Annotated in this window: 18 protein-coding genes; 16 read left to right on the forward strand and 2 right to left on the reverse strand. The window is 39.4% G+C overall.

The annotated features are described in order from the left end of the window. Positions 1–31: 31 nt before the first annotated feature. The 5 genes from ACVRWY_RS02720 (at position 32) to ACVRWY_RS02740 (ending at position 7,982) form a co-directional block, all read left to right on the forward strand. A complete protein-coding gene (locus tag ACVRWY_RS02720) occupies positions 32–778 on the forward strand; it encodes a DeoR/GlpR family DNA-binding transcription regulator (protein ID WP_354368050.1) in 747 nt (248 codons plus the stop codon). Continuing rightward, positions 775–1,686: a 1-phosphofructokinase gene (pfkB, locus tag ACVRWY_RS02725; RefSeq protein ID WP_354368052.1), complete on the forward strand. Its 912-nt coding sequence runs from the start codon at positions 775–777 to the stop codon at positions 1,684–1,686. The genes ACVRWY_RS02720 and pfkB overlap by 4 nt, the downstream gene beginning before the upstream one ends. Next, positions 1,683–3,638: a PTS fructose transporter subunit IIABC gene (locus tag ACVRWY_RS02730; RefSeq protein WP_354368054.1), complete on the forward strand. Its 1,956-nt coding sequence runs from the start codon at positions 1,683–1,685 to the stop codon at positions 3,636–3,638. Before pfkB ends, ACVRWY_RS02730 begins: the two co-directional genes overlap by 4 nt. Before the next feature lie 231 nt (positions 3,639–3,869). Continuing rightward, positions 3,870–6,107, forward strand: coding sequence for a 5-methyltetrahydropteroyltriglutamate--homocysteine S-methyltransferase (metE, locus tag ACVRWY_RS02735; protein ID WP_354368056.1), 2,238 nt, complete (start codon positions 3,870–3,872; stop codon positions 6,105–6,107). Positions 6,108–6,122: 15 nt separating this feature from the next. Continuing rightward, a complete protein-coding gene (locus ACVRWY_RS02740; RefSeq protein ID WP_354368058.1) occupies positions 6,123–7,982 on the forward strand; it encodes a bifunctional homocysteine S-methyltransferase/methylenetetrahydrofolate reductase in 1,860 nt (619 codons plus the stop codon). Between the two features lie 288 nt (positions 7,983–8,270). On the opposite strand, the gene ACVRWY_RS02745 is transcribed toward ACVRWY_RS02740, so the two are convergent. Continuing rightward, positions 8,271–8,801: a dihydrofolate reductase family protein gene (locus ACVRWY_RS02745; protein ID WP_354368060.1), complete on the reverse strand. Its 531-nt coding sequence runs from the start codon at positions 8,799–8,801 to the stop codon at positions 8,271–8,273. Between the two features lie 317 nt (positions 8,802–9,118). On the opposite strand from ACVRWY_RS02745, the gene ACVRWY_RS02750 reads away from it, so the two are divergent. The 11 genes from ACVRWY_RS02750 to ACVRWY_RS02800 all read left to right on the forward strand — a co-directional run bounded on the left by ACVRWY_RS02750 (position 9,119) and on the right by ACVRWY_RS02800 (position 20,358). After that, positions 9,119–9,895 (forward strand): dihydroorotate dehydrogenase electron transfer subunit, encoded by a 777-nt coding sequence (locus ACVRWY_RS02750; RefSeq protein WP_354368062.1) that lies wholly within the window; start codon positions 9,119–9,121, stop codon positions 9,893–9,895. Between the two features lie 8 nt (positions 9,896–9,903). After that, positions 9,904–10,839: a dihydroorotate dehydrogenase gene (locus ACVRWY_RS02755; RefSeq protein ID WP_354368064.1), complete on the forward strand. Its 936-nt coding sequence runs from the start codon at positions 9,904–9,906 to the stop codon at positions 10,837–10,839. Beyond that, positions 10,826–11,521, forward strand: a complete 696-nt coding sequence (gene pyrF / locus ACVRWY_RS02760; protein WP_354368066.1) for an orotidine-5'-phosphate decarboxylase — start codon at positions 10,826–10,828, stop codon at positions 11,519–11,521. The genes ACVRWY_RS02755 and pyrF overlap by 14 nt, the downstream gene beginning before the upstream one ends. 30 nt (positions 11,522–11,551) lie before the next feature. Further along, entirely contained in the window at positions 11,552–12,181 is a 630-nt protein-coding gene (gene pyrE / locus ACVRWY_RS02765; RefSeq protein WP_354368068.1) for an orotate phosphoribosyltransferase, read from the forward strand. A gap of 110 nt (positions 12,182–12,291) precedes the next feature. Further along, a complete protein-coding gene (locus ACVRWY_RS02770; RefSeq protein WP_354368070.1) occupies positions 12,292–13,752 on the forward strand; it encodes an amidase in 1,461 nt (486 codons plus the stop codon). A 100-nt stretch (positions 13,753–13,852) separates the two neighbouring features. Next, the gene (locus tag ACVRWY_RS02775) at positions 13,853–14,707 is read left to right on the forward strand and encodes a transporter substrate-binding domain-containing protein (RefSeq protein ID WP_354368072.1); all 855 of its coding nucleotides are present in this window, start codon (positions 13,853–13,855) and stop codon (positions 14,705–14,707) included. Positions 14,708–14,720: 13 nt separating this feature from the next. Continuing rightward, entirely contained in the window at positions 14,721–15,380 is a 660-nt protein-coding gene (locus ACVRWY_RS02780) for an amino acid ABC transporter permease (RefSeq protein ID WP_354368074.1), read from the forward strand. A gap of 125 nt (positions 15,381–15,505) precedes the next feature. After that, the gene (locus ACVRWY_RS02785) at positions 15,506–16,159 is read left to right on the forward strand and encodes a uracil-DNA glycosylase (RefSeq protein ID WP_354368076.1); all 654 of its coding nucleotides are present in this window, start codon (positions 15,506–15,508) and stop codon (positions 16,157–16,159) included. Positions 16,160–16,198: 39 nt separating this feature from the next. After that, entirely contained in the window at positions 16,199–17,467 is a 1,269-nt protein-coding gene (locus ACVRWY_RS02790; RefSeq protein ID WP_354368078.1) for a dihydroorotase, read from the forward strand. Between the two features lie 11 nt (positions 17,468–17,478). Beyond that, complete coding sequence (nt5e, locus tag ACVRWY_RS02795) at positions 17,479–19,779, forward strand: cell surface ecto-5'-nucleotidase Nt5e (protein ID WP_354368080.1); 2,301 nt, start codon at positions 17,479–17,481, stop codon at positions 19,777–19,779. An 81-nt stretch (positions 19,780–19,860) separates the two neighbouring features. Then, positions 19,861–20,358 carry a YkgJ family cysteine cluster protein gene (locus ACVRWY_RS02800; RefSeq protein WP_354368082.1) on the forward strand — a complete coding sequence of 166 codons (498 nt, stop codon included), beginning with the start codon at positions 19,861–19,863 and terminating at the stop codon, positions 20,356–20,358. A gap of 37 nt (positions 20,359–20,395) precedes the next feature. On the opposite strand, the gene ACVRWY_RS02805 is transcribed toward ACVRWY_RS02800, so the two are convergent. Beyond that, positions 20,396–20,572: transposase (locus ACVRWY_RS02805; protein WP_447455780.1), on the reverse strand; the 177-nt coding region annotated here is incomplete at its 5' end.

Consider the following 20,572-nt stretch of genomic DNA (forward strand, 5'->3'; position numbering starts at 1 on the left):
ATATTTGTAAACGATTTCAGAAGGAGGGGAAATGTTAAAATCTGAACGTAAACAAATTATCATGGATAAATTATCGGTACATGGATTTGTCAGTTTAGAGGATCTGGTCCCTTTGTTAGAGTCGTCTGAATCAACGGTCCGTAGGGATTTGGATGAATTGGAGCTAGAAGGTAAGCTCTGCCGTGTTCATGGTGGAGCAGAACTGAAAACACATTTACAGGAAGAATTAAGTAATAGCCAAAAATCTATCAAAAACGTTCAAAAAAAATCATCAGTGATTTCTAAAGCTTTAAATTTAGTTCATTCTCAAGAAGTTATTTTTATTGATGCAGGAACAACTAATGCCTTACTAGTTGAAGCTTTTGAGGGAAACGAAGATATTACGGTTGTGACAAATTCTATCCATCACGCCTCTAGATTAGTAGAGAAGGGGATCAAGACTATTATTGTCGGTGGATTTGTGAAACATTCTACGGATGCTAGTGTTGGTAATCTAGCAGTTGAGCAAATAAGACAATTGAACTTTGATAAGGCTTTCTTAGGTATGAATGGGGTTGATGAAAATTTTTTGACAACGCCTGATATGGATGAAGCTGTTGTTAAAAGGTTAATTATTGAAAATGCTAAACAAGCTTATGTTTTGGTAGATTCTTCAAAAATAGGACAGGCCTCATTTGTAAAAGTGGCTCCTGTTGAAAAAGTTGTTATCATTACCAATAACCATTCAGATGGGGTATTGGAAAAAATAAAAGAAAAAACGAAGGTAGTAGAGGTATGATTTATACAGTAACTCTTAATCCTTCTATCGACTTTATTGTCCGTATTGATTCGGTTGAAATTGGTAGTGTCAACCGCATGGATAGTGATGATAAGTATGTTGGTGGAAAAGGGATTAATGTTAGTCGTATTTTAAAACGACTGGGGCATGATAATACAGCAACTGGTTTTATTGGTGGCTTTACAGGTCAATTTATTAAAGATGGCTTGCAAATTGAAGGTATTGCTAGCCAATTTATTGAAGTTGATCAAGATACGCGCATCAATGTTAAAATCAAGGCTGATCAAGAAACAGAAATCAATGGTGCAGGTCCAGTAGTAACAGAAGCGCAGGTAGAAGCATTAAAGTCTATTTTATCCTCGCTAACTAATGAAGATACTGTTGTATTTGCAGGATCAGCTCCAGCTAATCTTGGGAATCAAATTTATAATGAATTGATTCCTGTAGCCAAAAAAGCAGGAGCGGAAGTCGTTTGTGATTTTGAAGGACAAACCTTGCTTGATTCATTGGCCTATCAACCTTTGTTAGTAAAACCTAATAATCATGAGTTGGAAGCAATTTTTGGTGTGAAACTTAATGGCTTGGCTGATGTTGAGAAGTATGCCCGTGAAATCTTGGCTAAGGGTGCAAAAAATGTTATCATCTCTATGGCTGGTGACGGAGCATTATTAGTGACACCAGAAGCGGCTTATTTTGCGAAACCTATTAAGGGTACCGTGAAAAACTCAGTCGGAGCAGGAGATTCGATGGTTGCAGGGTTCACAGGTGAATTTGTGATGAGTCACGATCCTGTTGAAGCTCTTAAATGGGGAGTTGCATGTGGGACTTCAACAGCCTTTTCCGATGATTTAGCTGGTATTGAATTTATTAAAGAAACTTATGAAAAAGTAGAGGTAGAAAAATTATGAAGATTCAAGACGTCTTAAGAAAAGAAGTGATGCTTCTTGACTTACAAGCAACAAGCAAGGAAGCAGTAATTGATGAGATGATTACGAGTCTTGTCGATAAAGGTGTTGTGACGGATTTTGATACATTTAAAACTGGTATCATGAACCGCGAAGCACAAACCACTACAGGTCTTGGTGATGGAATTGCTATGCCACATAGCAAAAATGCAGCTGTCAAAGAAGCAACTGTTCTTTTTGCAAAATCAAGTAAGGGCGTTGATTATGAGAGTCTTGATGGTCAGCCTACAGATCTTTTCTTCATGATTGCTGCTCCAGACGGTGCTAATGATACACACTTGGCTGCGCTTGCTGAGCTATCAAAATACTTGATGAAGCCTGGTTTTGCAGATAAGTTACGCCAAGTAACATCAGCTGAAGAAGTGATCGCAGTCTTTGACGAAGCAGAAGCGGCTGATAAAGCAGCATCAGAAAAAACAGTCACTCCTGTATCAGATGATAAAGATTTTATTGTTGCTGTAACAGCATGTACAACTGGTATTGCTCACACTTATATGGCAGAAGAGTCACTCAAGAAAGTAGCCGAAGAGATGGGTGTAGCGATCAAAGTAGAAACAAATGGTGCTTCTGGAGTAGGAAATCGTTTGACTGCTGAAGATATCAAACGTGCCAAAGGTGTTATTATTGCAGCTGATAAAGCAGTTGAAATGGATCGTTTTGACGGTAAACCATTGGTGTCACGTCCAGTTGCTGATGGCATCAAGAAAACTGAAGAATTGATCAATATTATTGTGAACAATCAAGCAGATACTTACGTTGCGGCAAACGGTGCTAGCACAGAATCGAAGGAAGAGGCAACTAGTCTAGGTGGTGCATTCTACAAACATTTGATGAGCGGTGTTTCTCAAATGCTACCATTTGTTATTGGTGGCGGTATCATGATTGCTATCGCTTTCCTTCTTGATGGTACCTTGGGAGTTCCTAATGACCAACTTGGGAATCTTGGATCTTACCATGAAATAGCATCGATGTTTATGAAAATCGGTAGTGCTGCTTTTGGATTAATGCTTCCTGTATTTGCAGGTTATGTAGCTTATTCTATTGCTGAAAAACCAGGTTTAGTAGCAGGTTTTGTTGCAGGTGCAATCGCTAAAGAGGGATATGCTATTGGAAAAATTGCCTACGCTGCAGGTGGAGAGAAAACATCAGCTTTAGCAGGAGTGTCATCAGGTTTCCTAGGTGCTCTTGTAGGTGGTTTCTTAGCGGGTGCCGTTGTTCTCGCAATTAAAAAATATGTTAAAGTACCACGTTCACTTGAAGGGGCTAAATCTATTCTTCTATTACCATTACTTGGTACAGTCTTTACAGGTTTCTTAATGCTCTTTGTGAATATTCCAATGGCAGCTATCAACACTGCTATGAATAACTTCCTAGGTGGACTAGGTGGCGGATCAGCTGTCCTTCTTGGTCTTGTTCTTGGTGGAATGATGGCTGTAGATATGGGTGGACCTGTCAATAAAGCAGCTTATGTCTTTGGTACAGGAACTTTAGCAGCAACTGTTTCTACAGGTGGATCTGTCGCAATGGCTGCTGTAATGGCAGGAGGAATGGTACCTCCACTTGCAGTATTTGTTGCAACGGTTCTATTTAAAGATAAATTTACAGAAGAAGAACGTAATTCAGGATTAACAAATATTGTTATGGGACTATCGTTCATTACAGAAGGGGCTATCCCATTTGGTGCTGCGGACCCTGCTCGCGCAATTCCTAGTTTTGTTGTTGGTTCAGCTGTGACAGGTGCTTTAGTTGGTCTTTCAGGTATCAAATTAATGGCACCACACGGAGGAATCTTCGTTATCGCTCTTACAAGTAACGCTTTACTTTACCTTCTATATGTTGCTATTGGTGCAGTAATTAGTGGTGTCTTGTATGGAGCCCTTCGTAAAGCAAAATAATTGATAAAAAACATCTCCTATAAAGTGAGATGTTTTTTGTTATAGTTTTAAACTATATAAAGTGATAAAGATATAGTTTAAAACTATATAATAAGATAAAAAACTACAAGAACAAAACCTATTGAAATTAAGTGTTTTATGAGTTATTATAAATTGCGTAAAGAAAAATAATATAACTTAAAACTATATCTTTGGGTTTGTTATAGTTTTAAGATGGTGTGGAGGATTTATATGACACAAGTGACAAGTTTGGGCTACCCACGTTTAGGCGAAAATCGTGAATGGAAAAAATTGATTGAAAGCTATTGGGCTGGAAATATTACTCAAGAAGAGTTGTTTGATCAAGGTAAAGCACTTCGCACTGATTTCTTGAAAAAGCAAGAAGCAGCCGGCCTGGATTTAATACCAGTTGGAGATTTTTCTTTTTATGATCATATCTTGGATTTGTCTCTACAGTTTAATATTATTCCAGAGCGATTAGCAGATCGCTCCAATGATATTGATCTCTATTTCACTATTGCCAGAGGTGATAAAGAGAATGTAGCTTCTGCCTTGAAAAAATGGTTTAATACCAATTACCACTACATTGTACCAGAATGGGAAAATGTCACCCCACGTTTAACCAATACACGATTACTAGATCTTTATATTGAAGCTAAAGATTTAGTTGGTGACAAGGCGAAACCTGTCATCACAGGGCCGATTACTTATGTAGCTCTCTCAAATGGGGTTACTGATGTTGCAGCAGCAGTAGATAGTTTGGTCCCACTTTATGCAACGATTTTTAAACAGCTGACAGAAGCTGGGGCAACTTATATTCAAGTGGATGAGCCAATCTTTGTGACAGATGAGGGTGCAGCCTATCTTGACTTGGCAAAAACGGTCTATACGCAATTGACAACAGCAGTGCCAGAGGCAAAAATTATTTTCCAAACCTATTTTGAAGCCTTGATTGATGCGGAAAAACTAGCGGAGCTTCCAGTGGCAGCCTTTGGTTTAGATTTTGTGCATGGCTTAGAAGAAAACCTAGCGGCAGTTCAATCTGGTCTCTTTAAAGACAAGGAAGTTTTTGCTGGTGTGGTTGATGGGCGTAATGTCTGGGCGGCTGATTTTGTAGCAACAACAGATCTCTTAAAGGAAATCCAGAAGAATGTTGCCAACTTACTTGTTCAGCCATCTTGCTCACTACTCCATGTTCCTGTCACTACAAAAAATGAAACCGATCTTGATCCTGTTTTACTTAAAGGCTTATCATTTGCAGATGAAAAGTTAGCTGAAATCAAACTCTTAGCTGAGAACTTAGATGGCATTACTAATCCTCAATTTGCAGAGCATGTTGCAGATTTTGAAGCCTTACAAGCTGCGGACTTCCGCAATGTTGACTTGGAAGACTTGGAAAATGTTCCTGTTAAACGTCAAACAGATTTTGCAGAGCGCCGCCGTATTCAACAAGAGAGGCTCAAGCTTCCTGCTCTTCCAACAACGACAATCGGCTCTTTCCCCCAATCTCCAGAAGTTCGTTCAACACGCTTAAAATGGAAACGTGGTGATATCACAGATGCAGCCTATGAAAACTTTATCAATGCTGAAATTGAGCGTTGGATTCGTATCCAAGAGGATCTTGATCTTGATGTTTTAGTTCACGGTGAGTTTGAACGTGTGGACATGGTAGAATTCTTCGGTCAAAAACTTGCAGGTTTTACAACGACCAAACTTGGTTGGGTCCAATCTTATGGGTCACGCGCTGTTAAGCCACCAATTATTTATGGGGATGTTCAGCATATTCAACCGCTTACGGTGAAAGAAACTGTTTATGCGCAAAGTTTGACAGATCGTCCTGTCAAAGGAATGCTAACTGGTCCGATTACGATTACAAACTGGTCATTTGAGCGAACAGATATTTCCCGTGCCGACTTGTTTAACCAAATTGGTCTCGCCATTAAAGATGAAATCGCACTTTTGGAAGAAGCAGGGATTGCTATTATTCAAGTCGATGAAGCAGCACTTCGTGAAGGGCTTCCTCTTCGAAAAGCTAAGCAAAAAGCGTATTTGGATGACTCAGTTCATGCTTTCCGTATCGCGACATCATCAGTAGAGGATCGCACACAGATTCATACGCATATGTGTTACTCAAACTTTGATGAAATTATTGATTCGATTCGTGAGCTAGATGCAGATGTTATTTCCATCGAGACCAGTCGTAGCCACGGGGAATTGATTGCGGCATTTGAAACGGCAGTTTATCCACTCGGCATTGGTTTGGGGGTTTATGATATCCACTCACCACGTGTGCCAAGTAAACCAGAAATTATTGAAAATATTGAGCGTCCATTACAAAATCTTGCTCTTGAGCAGTTCTGGGTAAATCCTGACTGTGGCTTGAAAACACGTCGTGAACCTGAGACAGTTGCGGCTTTGAAGGTCATGGTTGAAGCTACCAAAGACGTTCGTAAATCACTATCACTTTAAAAAGGAGACAAAGACATGGCGCGTTTATTGGAAGCATTAAAAACAACTATTTTAGTGGCTGACGGTGCCATGGGAACTCTTCTTTATGCGCATGGTTTAGAAACCTGTCATGAAGCCTATAATCTAACTCACCCTGACGAAATTGTCGCTATTCACCGAGCCTATATTGAAGCAGGTGCTGACATCATTCAGACTAATACCTATGGGGCAAAGCGTCATCGGTTGAAAGCTTATGGTTATGAGGATAAGACAAGAGAGATTAATCATCAAGCGGTCACATTAGCTAAACAAGCTGCAACGTCTGAAACCTTTGTATTAGGTACCATAGGTGCTTCTAGAGGGCAGAGGCAGTGTGACTTAACCTTAGATGAGATAGTAGCAGAAACGCTTGAGCAAGCCTCATATTTGTTGGAAACAGGACAACTGGATGGTTTACTACTTGAGACCTACTATGATCTAGAAGAGTTACTAGCTGTTTTGGATAAGCTGCGCCCGTTGACGGATCTTCCATTGATTACTAATTTGTCCTTGATTGAGGCAGGGGTTTTAGAAAATGGGAAACCTCTTGTTGAAGCTTTTAGTCAGCTGGTCATGGCAGGTGCTGATGTTGTTGGTCTTAACTGCCATCTAGGACCTTATCATATGATTAAGTCGCTAAAGCAAGTTCCTCTTTTTGCCCAGTCATATCTGTCGGTTTATCCAAATGCTAGTCTCCTATCTTTGGAAGGAGATGGCGATAAAAGTCACTACCACTTTAGTAAAAATGCGGATTATTTTGAGTACAGCAGTAAACTCTTTGTAGAAGAAGGCGTGCGCTTAATTGGTGGCTGTTGTGGGACGACACCAGACCATATCAGAGCCCTCAAGCGAGGCATTAAAGGTTTAAAACCACTTGAGCGAAAAATTGTGACCCCTCTGATTAGTGAGGAAGAACTGATTAAGGTGGTGTCACAAGGAGAGACAATCGTTGATAGAGTTAAAAAAGACATCACAGTGATTGCTGAGCTTGATCCTCCAAAAAGCTTGGATATAGACAAATTTATCGAAGCAGCTAAAGCATTAGATCAAAAAGACATTGCAGCCATTACCTTGGCAGATAACTCCTTAGCAAAGACACGGATTTGTAATGTGAGTTTGGCTTCTTTGTTAAAAGATGAACTGGAAACCCCATTTTTACTACATCTAGCTTGTCGTGATCACAATCTGATTGGTTTACAGTCTCGCTTGATGGGAATGGATGTCTTAGGTTTTGACAATGTTTTAGCTATTACAGGAGATCCTTCAAAAATGGGAGATTTCCCAGGTGCAACCAGTGTTTATGATGTGACGAGTTTTAAACTTTTAAGTCTAATTCAACAGTTAAACCAAGGTAAAGGTTACAGTGGTGCTTCTCTAAAAAAAGCAACGCGCTTTACGGCTGCCGCTGCCTTTAACCCCAATGTCCGCAATCTCTCTCGATCAGGCAAGATGATTGAAAAGAAAATAGTAGCAGGAGCAGACTATTTCATTACGCAACCGATTTTTAATCCAGAGCTTATCGATGAGATGGCTTTGGTGACAAAAGATTATGATACGCCATTCTTTGTGGGGATTATGCCAATTACAAGCTACAATAATGCTGTTTTTCTCCATAATGAAGTGCCAGGTATTCAATTATCCCAACAATTTCTAGAAAAGTTAGAGCAGGTCAAGGATGATAAAGCACTCTGTCAACAGGTTGCCTTAGCAGAAAGTAAACGGTTAATTGATAAGGCTCTAGAGCATTATAAAGGCATTTATTTGATTACCCCTTTTATGCGTTATGATTTGACACTTGAGTTGATTGATTACATCGAAGAAAAGAAGAAACTCCTTGGCATACAGATTGGAGCTTAAGAAAAGACGTCCCTAAGTGACTGATGACTTAGGGACGTCTTTTATGTAATAAGTAGAAACAGCAGTTGATTAGCCAAATGACTAGACCATACAGACTAGCTATCAGGCTTAAATGCGAGCTATATTCGACCAAGTCCAAAGAAAAAAGTAATACTGACAAGAGATGAGTAGGAAAAGAAGCAAAACTAAACCCCAAAATCCTTTTGGTGGTGGAAAATCTGCTCCCCACAGCAATAAAAGTAGCCAAACGCTATAAGATAAGAGAGGTTCAATGATTAGATTTTTTAATCATAGGCGCCTTTGATAACGCAACATAACAATACCATCGACGACCGTGCTTTCAACTAGCTTGAGAGGTAGTTCAGGTAAAGGTTGTGCAAATAATCGACGCCCCTCTCCTAAAATGGTTGGAATAATACCAATGATATATTCGTCAATGAGATCGTCTTTGATTAAGTTATCTGCTAGTTTAGCCCCACCATAGAGCCAGATATCACTGCCGTCTTCTTGTTTTAGTTTTTTAATAACAGATAGAATGTCCGTCGTAAACTGAAGATTTCCTTTATTTTCCTTTGGTGTTCGACTTGCTACGACAAATGTCTTTAGATTGTGATGAGGAATATCTTCAATAGGACAATCCTTCAGGGCTTCGTGACCGATAATAACGGTATCGCAAGACTTAAAAAACTGCTCATTGTCAAATTGAAGTTCCGTATCTAAACTATTGTCGTCTTGCCCTCTAATCCAATCATACTGGCCATCTTTTCGACAGATATAGCCATCTAGACTAATCGCGATATTTAAAACTAAGCGTCGCATAAAATCTCCTTTTCTTATTTTGTCATTTTATTATAGCATAAAAATTTTAATTGAAGCTGACATCTATTTTACATAATTTTAATATCGTAATATTAATTTTATTCTTGACAATCTGCTGTCATAGCGTTATAATGGTGAAAATTAAATAACCTTTAATTTAGTCCAGAGAGGCTGCAAAGGTTCCAAGTAACAAATGGGTGCATAGTACCCTGTTTTCGTGTAACCTTGCTTTAGCAAGGTTCTTTTTTTACAAAAATATCGTAAAAACATGAAAACTGGAATCAGAAGCTGATCTTTTAGCATTTAGAAAGGACAGTATGATTTTAAAAGAAAAGATGACCTTGGTTTCTCAAAGCGAGATTGCACCACAGATTTTTGAAATGGTACTTGAGGGACAGATGGTTGATGAGATGGCGATTGGACAGTTTTTACACATTAAAGTTCCAGACTCTAGTATGTTACTCAGACGCCCCATTTCGATTTCTCAAGTTGATAGGAACTCTCAGCAGGCCACGTTGATTTATCGTGTCGAAGGTGGGGGGACAGCTATTTTTTCTCGTTTACCCATTGCTAGCCAGCTAGACTGCATGGGACCACAAGGAAATGGCTTTGAGATATCATTTTTGAAAGCTGGTGATAAGGCTTTGATTATCGGTGGTGGGATTGGGGTTCCTCCGCTTGTCGAATTGGCAAAACAGCTGTCAAACAAAGGGGTTGAGGTGATCTCTGTTATTGGATTTGCGACAAAGGACGCTGTGATTTTAGAAGAAGATTTAGCTAAGTACGGTCAGGTTTATGTGACAACAGACGATGGTTCTTACGGTACAAAAGGGTATGTCTCAACCATTCTTGATCAGCTTGAGCTAAGTGCAGATGCTGTTTATGCCTGTGGGGCACCAGGGATGTTACGTTATGTGGATGAGCAGTTTTCGGATCATCCACACACCTATATCTCGATGGAATCACGCATGGCCTGTGGTATGGGGGCTTGCTATGCTTGCGTTGTTCATGTCAAAGACCAATCAGATGCAGTGAATAAACGCGTTTGTGAAGATGGTCCTGTCTTTGAAACAGGTCAGATTATCTTAGATTAGGAGGGGTTATGTCAAATAGACTAGCTGTAAACTTACCAGGGTTAGACCTGAAAAATCCCATTATTCCTGCTTCGGGTTGCTTTGGCTTTGGGCAAGAGTTTGCCAAATATTACGACCTTGATCGCCTCGGATCTATCATGATTAAAGCGACCACAAAAAATCCTCGCTTTGCTAATCCGACACCTCGTGTGGCAGAAACCCCATCAGGGATGTTGAATGCGATTGGACTTCAAAATCCTGGTGTTGATGCTGTTTTAGCGGAGAAATTACCTTGGTTAGAAAAAAACTATCCCCAGTTACCGATTATTGCCAATGTTGCTGGTTTTTCTAATGAAGAGTATGCTTATGTTTCTAAAAAAATATCAAGAGCTAAAAATGTTGCAGCAATTGAGTTAAATATTTCTTGTCCCAATGTGGATCACGGTAATGCAGGCTTATTGATTGGGCAAGTGCCAGAGCTGGCTTATGAGGCGGTTAAGGCAAGTGTGCAACATTCGGATGTCCCTGTTTATGTTAAGCTGACACCTAGTGTGGCAGATATCACTCAAGTTGCCAAAGCAGTTGAAGATGCGGGAGCGACTGGTTTTACTATGATTAATACTCTAGTTGGTATGCGATTTGATTTAAAAACGAGACGACCAATCATCGCTAACGGTACGGGTGGTATGAGTGGCCCAGCCGTTTTTCCTGTAGCGCTCAAGCTGATTCACCAAGTGGCACAGAGTTCTAAACTACCTATTATCGGGATGGGTGGTGTTGACTCCGCTGAAAAAGCCTTAGAGATGATGCTAGCTGGTGCCTCTGCTATCGGAGTAGGGACGGCCAACTTTGTAGATCCTTATGCTTGTCCGAGCATTATCGATGACTTGCCTGCTGTTATGGATAAATACGGCATTACTAGCTTAGAAGCATTGAGAAAGGAAGTAAGAGATGAAAGAAAATAGACCTGTTATTGCCCTTGATTTTCCAACATTTGAGGATGTTAAGGAATTTTTAGCAAAATTTCCAAAAGATGAACGGTTGTATGTCAAGATTGGGATGGAGCTTTATTATGCTGTAGGACCTGAGATTGTCCGTTATGTCAAGGATTTAGGTCACAGTGTTTTTCTTGATTTGAAGCTACACGACATCCCAAATACAGTAAAATCAGCCATGCGGGTCTTATCTCAACTAGGTGTTGATATGACTAATGTCCACGCAGCTGGTGGGGTTGAGATGATGGCAGCGGCGCGTGAAGGTTTAGGCGATGGACCAGTGTTAATCGCAGTGACACAGTTGACGTCCACTTCGGAAGAACAGATGCGTGATTTTCAAAATATTCAAACTAGCTTAGAAGAATCCGTCGTTCACTATGCCAAGAAAACAGCAGAAGCAGGTTTGGATGGTGTCGTCTGTTCAGCTCATGAAGTGGCTAAGATTAAAGAGGCAACAGGAGAGGATTTTGTTTGCTTGACACCAGGAATTCGCCCATCAGGTGCTAGTACAGGAGATCAAAAACGGGTTATGACCCCAGTAGATGCTGCTCAAATTGGTTCTGATTACATCGTCGTCGGCAGACCCATCACCCAAGCACAAGATCCAGTTACCGCCTATCATAGTATCAAATCAGAGTGGGAACAAGTCTAATTATAAAGTGTAAAAGAAAGGAAAAATATTATGACATTAGCAACACAAATCGCATCAGATCTATTAGACATTAAAGCAGTTTACCTAAAACCTGAAGATCCGTTCACTTGGGCATCAGGGATTAAGTCACCTATTTATACCGATAACCGTATCACATTGTCTTACCCTGAAACGCGTACCTTAATTGAAAATGGCTTTGTTGAAAAAATCAAGGAGGCTTTTCCAGAGGTCGAGGTCATTGCAGGAACGGCAACAGCAGGTATTCCTCACGGTGCTATTATTGCAGATAAGATGGACCTGCCATTTGCTTATATCCGTAGCAAACCAAAAGATCACGGAGCAGGAAATCAGATTGAAGGGCGTGTTGTCAAAGGACAGAAAATGGTCATTATTGAAGATTTGATTTCAACAGGAGGCTCAGTCCTTGATGCTGTTGCCTCAGCCAAACGTGAGGGGGCAGATGTGTTAGGAGTGGCTGCAATCTTTACGTATGAGTTGCCAAAAGCAGAGCAAAACTTCAAAGAAGCAGGTGTTGAGCTTGTGACCTTATCAAACTATACCGAGCTTATCAAAGTGGCTAAGGTCCAAGGTTATATCAATGCAGACGGCTTACAATTACTCAAAAAATTCAAAGAAAATCAAGAAACGTGGCAAGATTAATCAAATACTTTGCATTCTTGAGTCTTGAGTGATAAAATGACAAAAAAGTAAAATGAAAGTGAGACTGAGCTCAATAGAACTTTAGTCTCTTTTTATTATAGGAGAAGGTCATGAATAATTGGGATGCGATAGAGTTTGCGCAACAGATTCGACAAAAGAAGGTGTCAACAGAGGAAGCTGTTTGTTATTGTATTGATCAAATCGAAAAGTTAAATCCAAAAATTAATGCCGTCGTTTCCAAACAATACGATGAGGCCTTGGTGTTGGCTAAAACAAAGAGTTTTACAGATAAGGTATTTGGTGGGGTGCCTATATTATTAAAGGACTTAGGTCAGCAACAAAAGGGACAACCTTCAACCAGTGGCTCACGTTTATTTGCTTCTTATAAAGCTGCTCAAACGGATAATTTTGTCAAAAAATTGGAAGATTTGGGCTTTATTGTGTTGGGACGAACCAACACCCCTGAGTTTGGTTTTAAAAATGTTAGCGATAGTAGCCTTCATGGAATAGTTAGATTGCCACTAGACTTAAATAGGCATGCAGGTGGCTCAAGCGGTGGGGCAGCGGCGGCTTTATCTAGTGGTATGGTTCCGCTTGTTGCTGCTAGTGATGGTGGTGGCTCTATTCGTATTCCAGCGAGTTTTAATGGTTTGCTAGGCTTAAAGCCGACTAGAGGACGCATACCTGTAGGTCCAACCTCTTTTAGAGGATGGCAAGGAGCATCTAGTAACTTTGCTTTGACCAAGTCTGTTAGAGATACAAAGACACTGCTATTTTATTTGCAAACTTGTCAGATGGAAAGTCCTTTCCCGTTGCCTATTTTAAAAAAAGCAGAGCTAGAAAATCAGCTCACTCAGTCATTGAAAATTGCCTATTCTTATCGCTCACCTATCGGAAATTCGATTTCAAAAGCTGCAAAGAAAGCTATGGACAAAACTTTACGATTTCTGGAAAAGCAAGGGTATGAGCTGATAGAAGTTGATCAAACAGGAGTGGATGGTATTGAGGCGATGAAGTCGTATTATATCATGAACAGCGTAGAGACAGCTGCTATGTTTGATGATATTGAGGAAGCTATCGGAAGACAAGTTACGGTAGAAGATATGGAGGTCATGACCTGGGCCATATATCAAAGCGGTCAGAGCATTCTTGCCAAAGATTTTTCTAAAACATTGTCGCAATGGGATCAATATAGTCGAATCATGTCAGAGTTTCATCAAACATATGACCTTTATCTCACCCCAACAACCACAGATGTAGCTCCGCCGTTAGATGCTTTTAATTTGTCGAGTGATCTGAAAGAAAAGTTGTTACATCTCTCCGAATATACGATGTTGGAACAACAAGATCTTATCTGGACCATGTTTGAGAAAAGTTTAGCTTGGACGCCTTTTACGCAACAAGCTAATTTGACGGGGCAACCATCAATGAGTTTACCTGTTTATAAAACGAAAGATGGCTTACCGATTGGTGTTCAGATAACAGCTGCAAAGGGGAGAGAGGACCTCTTATTGCAGTTAGCGCAGCTTTTTGAAAATGAACAACAATTAGAATATGGCTTTGTGCAATGACTAACAAGCAAATTCTTTGAAAGTCAAACTTTCTTATGGTAAATTTTTCTTGTAAACACTTTCAGTTTGCGAAAAAAATATGAAAAAGGAAGTTTTAATTATGAAAAAACTTTTGTCGCTAGTTGCCCTACTAGCTAGTCTAGTTCTAGTTGCTTGCTCAAATAGTACATCGTCAAGCAAGTCAGAAGCTCAGTCAAATTGGGATAAGATTGAAAAAGCTGGTAAACTTACAGTTGCAACTTCTGGGACGCTTTATCCACAAAGTTATCATGATGACAATAATAAATTAACAGGTTATGATGTTGAAATCATGAAAGAAGTTGCTAAGCGTTTAAAGCTTGAAGTAGAATTTGTTGAGATGGGTGTTGACGGCATGCTGTCCTCTCTTAATAGTGGTCAAGTCGATGTCGCAGGTTACTCTATTGAAAAAGATAGTAAAAATGCAGAAAAATTCCTATTTACCACTTCTCACAAATATTCATTTGGATCCATGGTAGTTCGTCAATCGGATGATTCTGGAATTTCAAAACTAGAAGATCTTAAAGGCAAAAAGGCAGCAGGGGCTGCGACAACTTCTTATATGAAAGTTGCCAAAAAATTTGGTGCAGAACTTGTGATTTATGACAATGTCACTAATGATGTTTACCTTCAAGATGTTGCCAATGGTCGTACGGATGTTATTTTAAATGACTTTTACTTACAAACAATGGCCACTAAAGCCCTTCCAGAAATTCCTGTAAAAGTGTTGGAAGATGTTTACTATAATCCATCTGAATCAAATTTTGCGATTAAAAAAGGAAATACTGTTCTTCAAGAAAAAATCAATGAGCAACTTGAAGCGATGCGTAAAGATGGCACATTGAAAAAGCTTTCTGAAAAATTCTTTGCAGGTCAAGATGTATCTGTTGAAAAAGATTACGACTTTGAGAAAATTGATGTTTCTGATGTTGAATAATTAGGACATTACGATGAAATTTATTGATATTGAACTGATCATCAACAGTTTTTGGTTTGTTCTTTCCGGTATAAAATACACTTTAGGGATTACCTTATTTAGTTTTTCTTGTGGTTTAGTTTTGGGATTTTTTATATCTCTTGCACGCTTATCTCCAAATACTATTCTTAGTCGTTTTGCGCGGATCTATGTTTCTATTATGCGTGGTGTTCCGATGATTGTTGTTTTGTTTGTTTTATATTTTGGAATGCCTTATTTTGGTCTTCAATTACCTGCCCTACTTTGTGCTCTAATTGGTTTTTCGATTGTGAGCAGTGCCTATATTTCAGAGATTTTTCGCTCAGCAATCGCTTCAGTTGATAAGGGGCAGTGGGAAGCAGCTAGGGCTTTAGGACTTCCAAAAGCAACGATTATTCGTCGAATTATTTTACCTCAAGCTTTTCGCCTAGCAGTACCACCGCTTAGTAATGTCATGTTAGATATGATTAAATCTACCTCTCTAACCGCTATGATTACAGTACCTGATATTTTTCAAAATGCAAAAATTGTAGGTGGAAGAGAGTGGGATTACATGTCGATGTATGTTCTAGTCGCCTTTATTTATTGGTTTTTATGTTTTATTTTCGAGCATTTCCAAGTCTATCTAGAAAAACGTTTGGCAGTTTATCGATAAAAGGTTCGGTTTTTCCGAGCCTTTTTTTCATCAATATTTCTAATTTAACAAAATTTTAAAAAAGCTATAAAATGCGCTAATTACTGCTGTATTTCTGATATAATATTAGGAAGAAGGAGGTTGTGATGAAACATAGTGATTGGCATGATAAGATTAAAGCTAATTTAGAGGTTGGCTATTTTTCTAAGATAAACCAATTTTTAGAGGCTGTTTATACAACTGGGATTATTTATCCTCCTAGGGAGGCTGTCTTCAAAGCTTTGGAGATGACGGCTCTATCTGATGTCAAGGTTGTGATTTTAGGGCAAGATCCCTACCATAATCCAGCTCAAGCACAAGGGCTATCTTTTTCCGTTCCAGATGCCATCCCCGCTCCTCCTTCGCTTCAAAATATACTAAAAGAGCTATTTGATGATATTGGGGTTCGTCAAAGTCATGACCTGACATCTTGGGCTAGACAAGGCGTTTTACTGTTAAATGCTAGTTTAACCGTTCCTCAAAATCAACCGAACGCTCATGCCAATGGGATTTGGGAACCATTTACGGATGCTATTATTCGCTTAGTGAACCAAAAGGAAGATCCTGTTGTATTTATCTTGTGGGGTGGATTTGCGCGTAAAAAGAAAAAATTAATCACGAATCCTACTCATTTGATTGTTGAGAGTGCCCATCCGAGTCCCTTGTCAGCTTATCGTGGTTTTTTTGGATCCAAACCTTTTTCTAGAAGTAATGAATTTTTAATAAAAACCAATCAAACTCCTATTAATTGGTTAGAATAAGTCTGATAAAAGTGTAGAACTATTGAAAGAGGATAAAGAATGTTATTGATAAAAAACGGTCGTCTCGTTGATCCCCAAAGTCAAACTGATGGCATTTATGATCTTTTGGTGAATGACGGAAAGATTATAGCTATTGGAAAAGACTTAAAAGAGGATCAAGCTGAGGTTATTGATGCAAGTGGTTGTGTAGTAGCTCCTGGTTTGGTTGACATTCATGTTCATTTCAGAGAGCCAGGTCAGACGCATAAGGAAGATATCCATACTGGAGCCTTAGCAGCGGCAGCAGGAGGCTTTACTACGGTAGTGATGATGGCTAATACCAATCCAACTATTTCTGATGTTGAAACCTTAACTGAGGTTTTGGAGAGTGCTAGTAAAGAAGCTATTCATATCAAGTCTGTTGCTACAATCACTACAGATTTTGATGGAGAAAATTTAACGGATTTTGAAGGCTTGCTAGCGGCAGGAGCTGTTGGGTTTTCGGATGATGGCATTCCACTTACTAGTAGTAAAGTGCTTAAAGAAGCCATGGATCTAGCTAAGAAAAATGGAACTTTTATCAGTTTACACGAGGAAGATCCTGAGTTAAATGGTGTTTTGGGCTTAAATGAAAATATTGCTGAGAAGCATTTTCAAGTTTGTGGAGCAACAGGTGTCGCAGAATATAGCATGATTGCTCGAGATGTGATGATTGCTTATGATCGACAAGCAAAAGTGCATATTCAACATCTATCTAAGGCAGAGAGTGTTGAAGTTGTCGCATTTGCTCAAAAATTAGGCGCTCAAGTGACAGCAGAGGTGGCACCACAACATTTTTCAAAAACAGAGCAACTCTTACTTGAAAAAGGAGCCAATGCTAAGATGAATCCGCCATTGCGATTAGAATCTGATCGGAAAGCGGTCATAGAAGGCTTGAAGTCTGGTGTTATATCTGTTATTGCAACAGACCATGCCCCTCACCATCAAGATGAAAAAAATGTAGCAGACGTGACTCAAGCACCATCAGGAATGACAGGTCTTGAAACATCGCTTTCATTAGGTTTGACTCATCTAGTGAGCGACGGTCATCTTAGTCTTTCTGAACTTTTGGAGAAGATGGCTTACAATCCAGCGCAATTATATGGATTTGATGCTGGTTATCTTGCTGAAGGTGGTCCAGCAGACATCGTGATTTTTGATCCAGATGCTAGCCGTGTAGTCGGATCTGATTTTGCATCAAAAGCAGGCAACTCTCCATTTATTGGAGAAAGCTTGAAAGGACAGGTGAAATATACCATCTGTCAAGGAAATATTGTTTATAGAAGTTAAGGATAGGAAAAGTGAAAAAGAAAAAATTATTGGTACCAAGTTTATCAACTATTGCATTAGCAACAGCTTTATTTTCAGTCAATGCTCAAGCAGATGAAGTGGTTGCAACAGATGTAGCCTCAACAGACGTAGCTTTAGCAGTAGAGACGGCTTCTTCAGAAGCTAGTCCATTGTCAGTAGATACTGTCTCAGTGTCAGAGTCAGCTTCTTCAGAAGTAAATCCAGCCTCAACAGCAACATCTGAAAGCACTGAAGTGGCAACAAATGAGTTGAATCAAGCAACAGCAAGTAGTCTCACAGCTGTTTCAGCAACATCTGAAACCATTGCAGCTGACAGCTCATCAGATGAGATGGTTATCCTTCATACGAATGACATGCATGGACGTATTGAAGAAGCCAAAGACATTATTGGAGTAGCTAAAGAAGCAACAATTGTCGCAGAAGAATGTGCTAAAGATCAAACAACAATTGTTGTTGATGCTGGGGATGCTTTTCAAGGTTTGCCAATCACCAATAGTTCAAAAGGTGAAGATGTCGCTAAGATTATGAATGAAATCGGCTATGATGCCATGACATTGGGAAATCATGAGTTTGACTTTGGATTGGATCAGTTGAAAAAGTTAGATGAGCTACTAACATTCCCTCTGATTAGTTCAAATGTTTATGTTAACGGTGCGCGTTTATTTGAGGCTTCAACTGTAATTGATAAAAACAAAGAGATAGTTGGTGATGAAGTTGTTGTGATTGGTGTGACAACACCTGAAACAGCGACTAAAACACATCCCAAAAATGTTGAAGGGGTAACATTTACAGACCCTATTTCTGAAGTGGAAACTGTCATTGCTGAGATTGAAGCGCGTGCTAAAGCTACAGGTGCAAACTATAAACGTTATATCATTTTAGCGCATCTCGGTATTGATACGACAACTCCTGTTGAATGGCAAGGCAAAACGTTAGCTGAAGCATTGTCTAAAAATAGTCTTTTATCGGATAAACAAGTAGTGGTCATTGATGGTCACTCCCATACCTTGGAGTCAGCTACTTATGGTAATGTCACTTATAACCAAACTGGCAGTTATCTTAACAACCTTGGTAAAATAACCCTGAACTCAGATAGAGTCCTTGCGGGTGTGATTTCTGCTTCAGAAACAGCGGATGTGACTGCTAATGAAAAAGTTGCTGCTCTAGTTGCCGATGCTAAGGCTCGCCTAAAAGCTGAAAATGCAGTAGTGATTGTTGAAAATAATTCAGTTGAATTAAATGGCGAACGTACGAATGTGCGTGTCCGTGAAACCAACCTTGGTAATGCTGTTGCCGATGCTTTATGGACTTATGGTCAAACAGGATTTGCTCATAAGACTAATCTAGCTGTTACCAATGGTGGTGGTCTGCGTGAGACGATTAAAAAAGACACCCCTATTACAAGAGGTGATATCGTAGCGGTATTACCATTTGGTAATAGTATTTCACAAATTACAGTTACTGGACAACAAATTAAAGAGATGTTCGTGAAATCACTAGGCTCTATTTTGCAGGTAAATGCTGATGGTGGATCTGTACTTGATGAAAATGGACGCCCCCTACTAGAAGCAAGTGGAGGCTTCCTACAAGTTTCAGGTGCAAAGGTTTACTACGATACAGCCCTAGATCCAGAATCTCGAATTTTAGCGATTCAGATATATGACCACGATACGGCATCTTATTTGGATCTTGATTTAGATAAGACCTACTATTTAGCAACGAATGACTTCCTTGCAGCAGGTGGGGATGGTTATACTATGCTCGGTGGTCCTCGCGAAGAAGGTCCTTCTATGGATACCGTTTTTGCAGACTACCTAGCCACAGCTGATCTTAGTCAGTATCAAGTGGTGAATCCGAACTCTCGTACGATTTCAGTAGATAGTCAATTGGATACAGATCAAGATGGTTTTGCGGATTATCTCGAAGTGATAGCAGGAACAAACCACACTGATCAAAACGATTACCCTGGTAAAGTCACAGACACAACCAATACTTCAAAAACAGATCCTATTCAAACTGAGACTCAGAAAGACTCTGCTTCTAGTGGGACAACTTATACAAAATCTTCGTCTCATGGAACAGCTCGTCCTTATGTTCAACAAACGTTGAATTACTCAACAAATGCGGCTCAAACTTCTGTCAAGACACTTGCTGTCCCTGTGACTTACGTTACCTCTCCTAAAGAAAACCAGTTACCGTTGACTAACTCAAAAGAGTCAGCCCTAGCTATTTTATTAGGTGTTAGTCTCACAACCTACGGACTTTATGCTATACGTAAAAAATCAGTATAATCAAAAAAGAAAAGGCCTATTTGCCTTTTCTTTTTGATATAGTATAATAGAATGAAAACGAACCCTTAGAAAGAAATTGAGATGTCACAAACAACTATTGACTTAGAAAAATATCAACAACTTGCTCAACAAAAACAGGGGGAACATCGAAAATTTTTGGCTAGCCTAAAGAAAAAAGCACCCAAAAATTTAGATAAGCTGGTACAAGCAGTTCATCAAGAAGTATTCCAAGAAATTGATTGTACGGCCTGTGCTAACTGTTGTAAGACTCTGGGCCCTCTCTTTACTGAAGCAGATATCACCAGAATTGCTAAACATTTTAGAATGAAGCTTCCTGTTTTTGAAGAGATGTATTTGCAGGTGGATGAAGATGGCGATAAAGTTTTTCAATCTATGCCTTGTCCATTTTTAGGGGATGATAACTTGTGTAGTATTTATGATGTTAGGCCGAAAGCTTGTCGAGAATTTCCTCATACTGATCGTAAGAAGATTTATCAAATCAATCACCTAACGATAAAAAATACCTTAACCTGCCCCGCTGCCTACTTATTTGTTGAAAAGTTACGTGAGAGAATATAAAAAGGCTCTTTGTCAACTGTAGTGGGTAGATGAAAAGCTAACACCTAGAGAGGACGAAATTCGTTCTCTCTTTCTTTATGTTCAAGGCAATCAAAATCCGTTTTTTAAAGTTTTCAAAGTTCCTGAAACCAAAGGCATTTCTTTTAATGACTTTGATGAGATTATTGGTAGCTTCCAGTTTGGCGTTGGAATAAGGCAATTCCATGGCGTTTAA

The sequence above is a fragment of the Streptococcus porcorum genome (assembly GCF_053203725.1).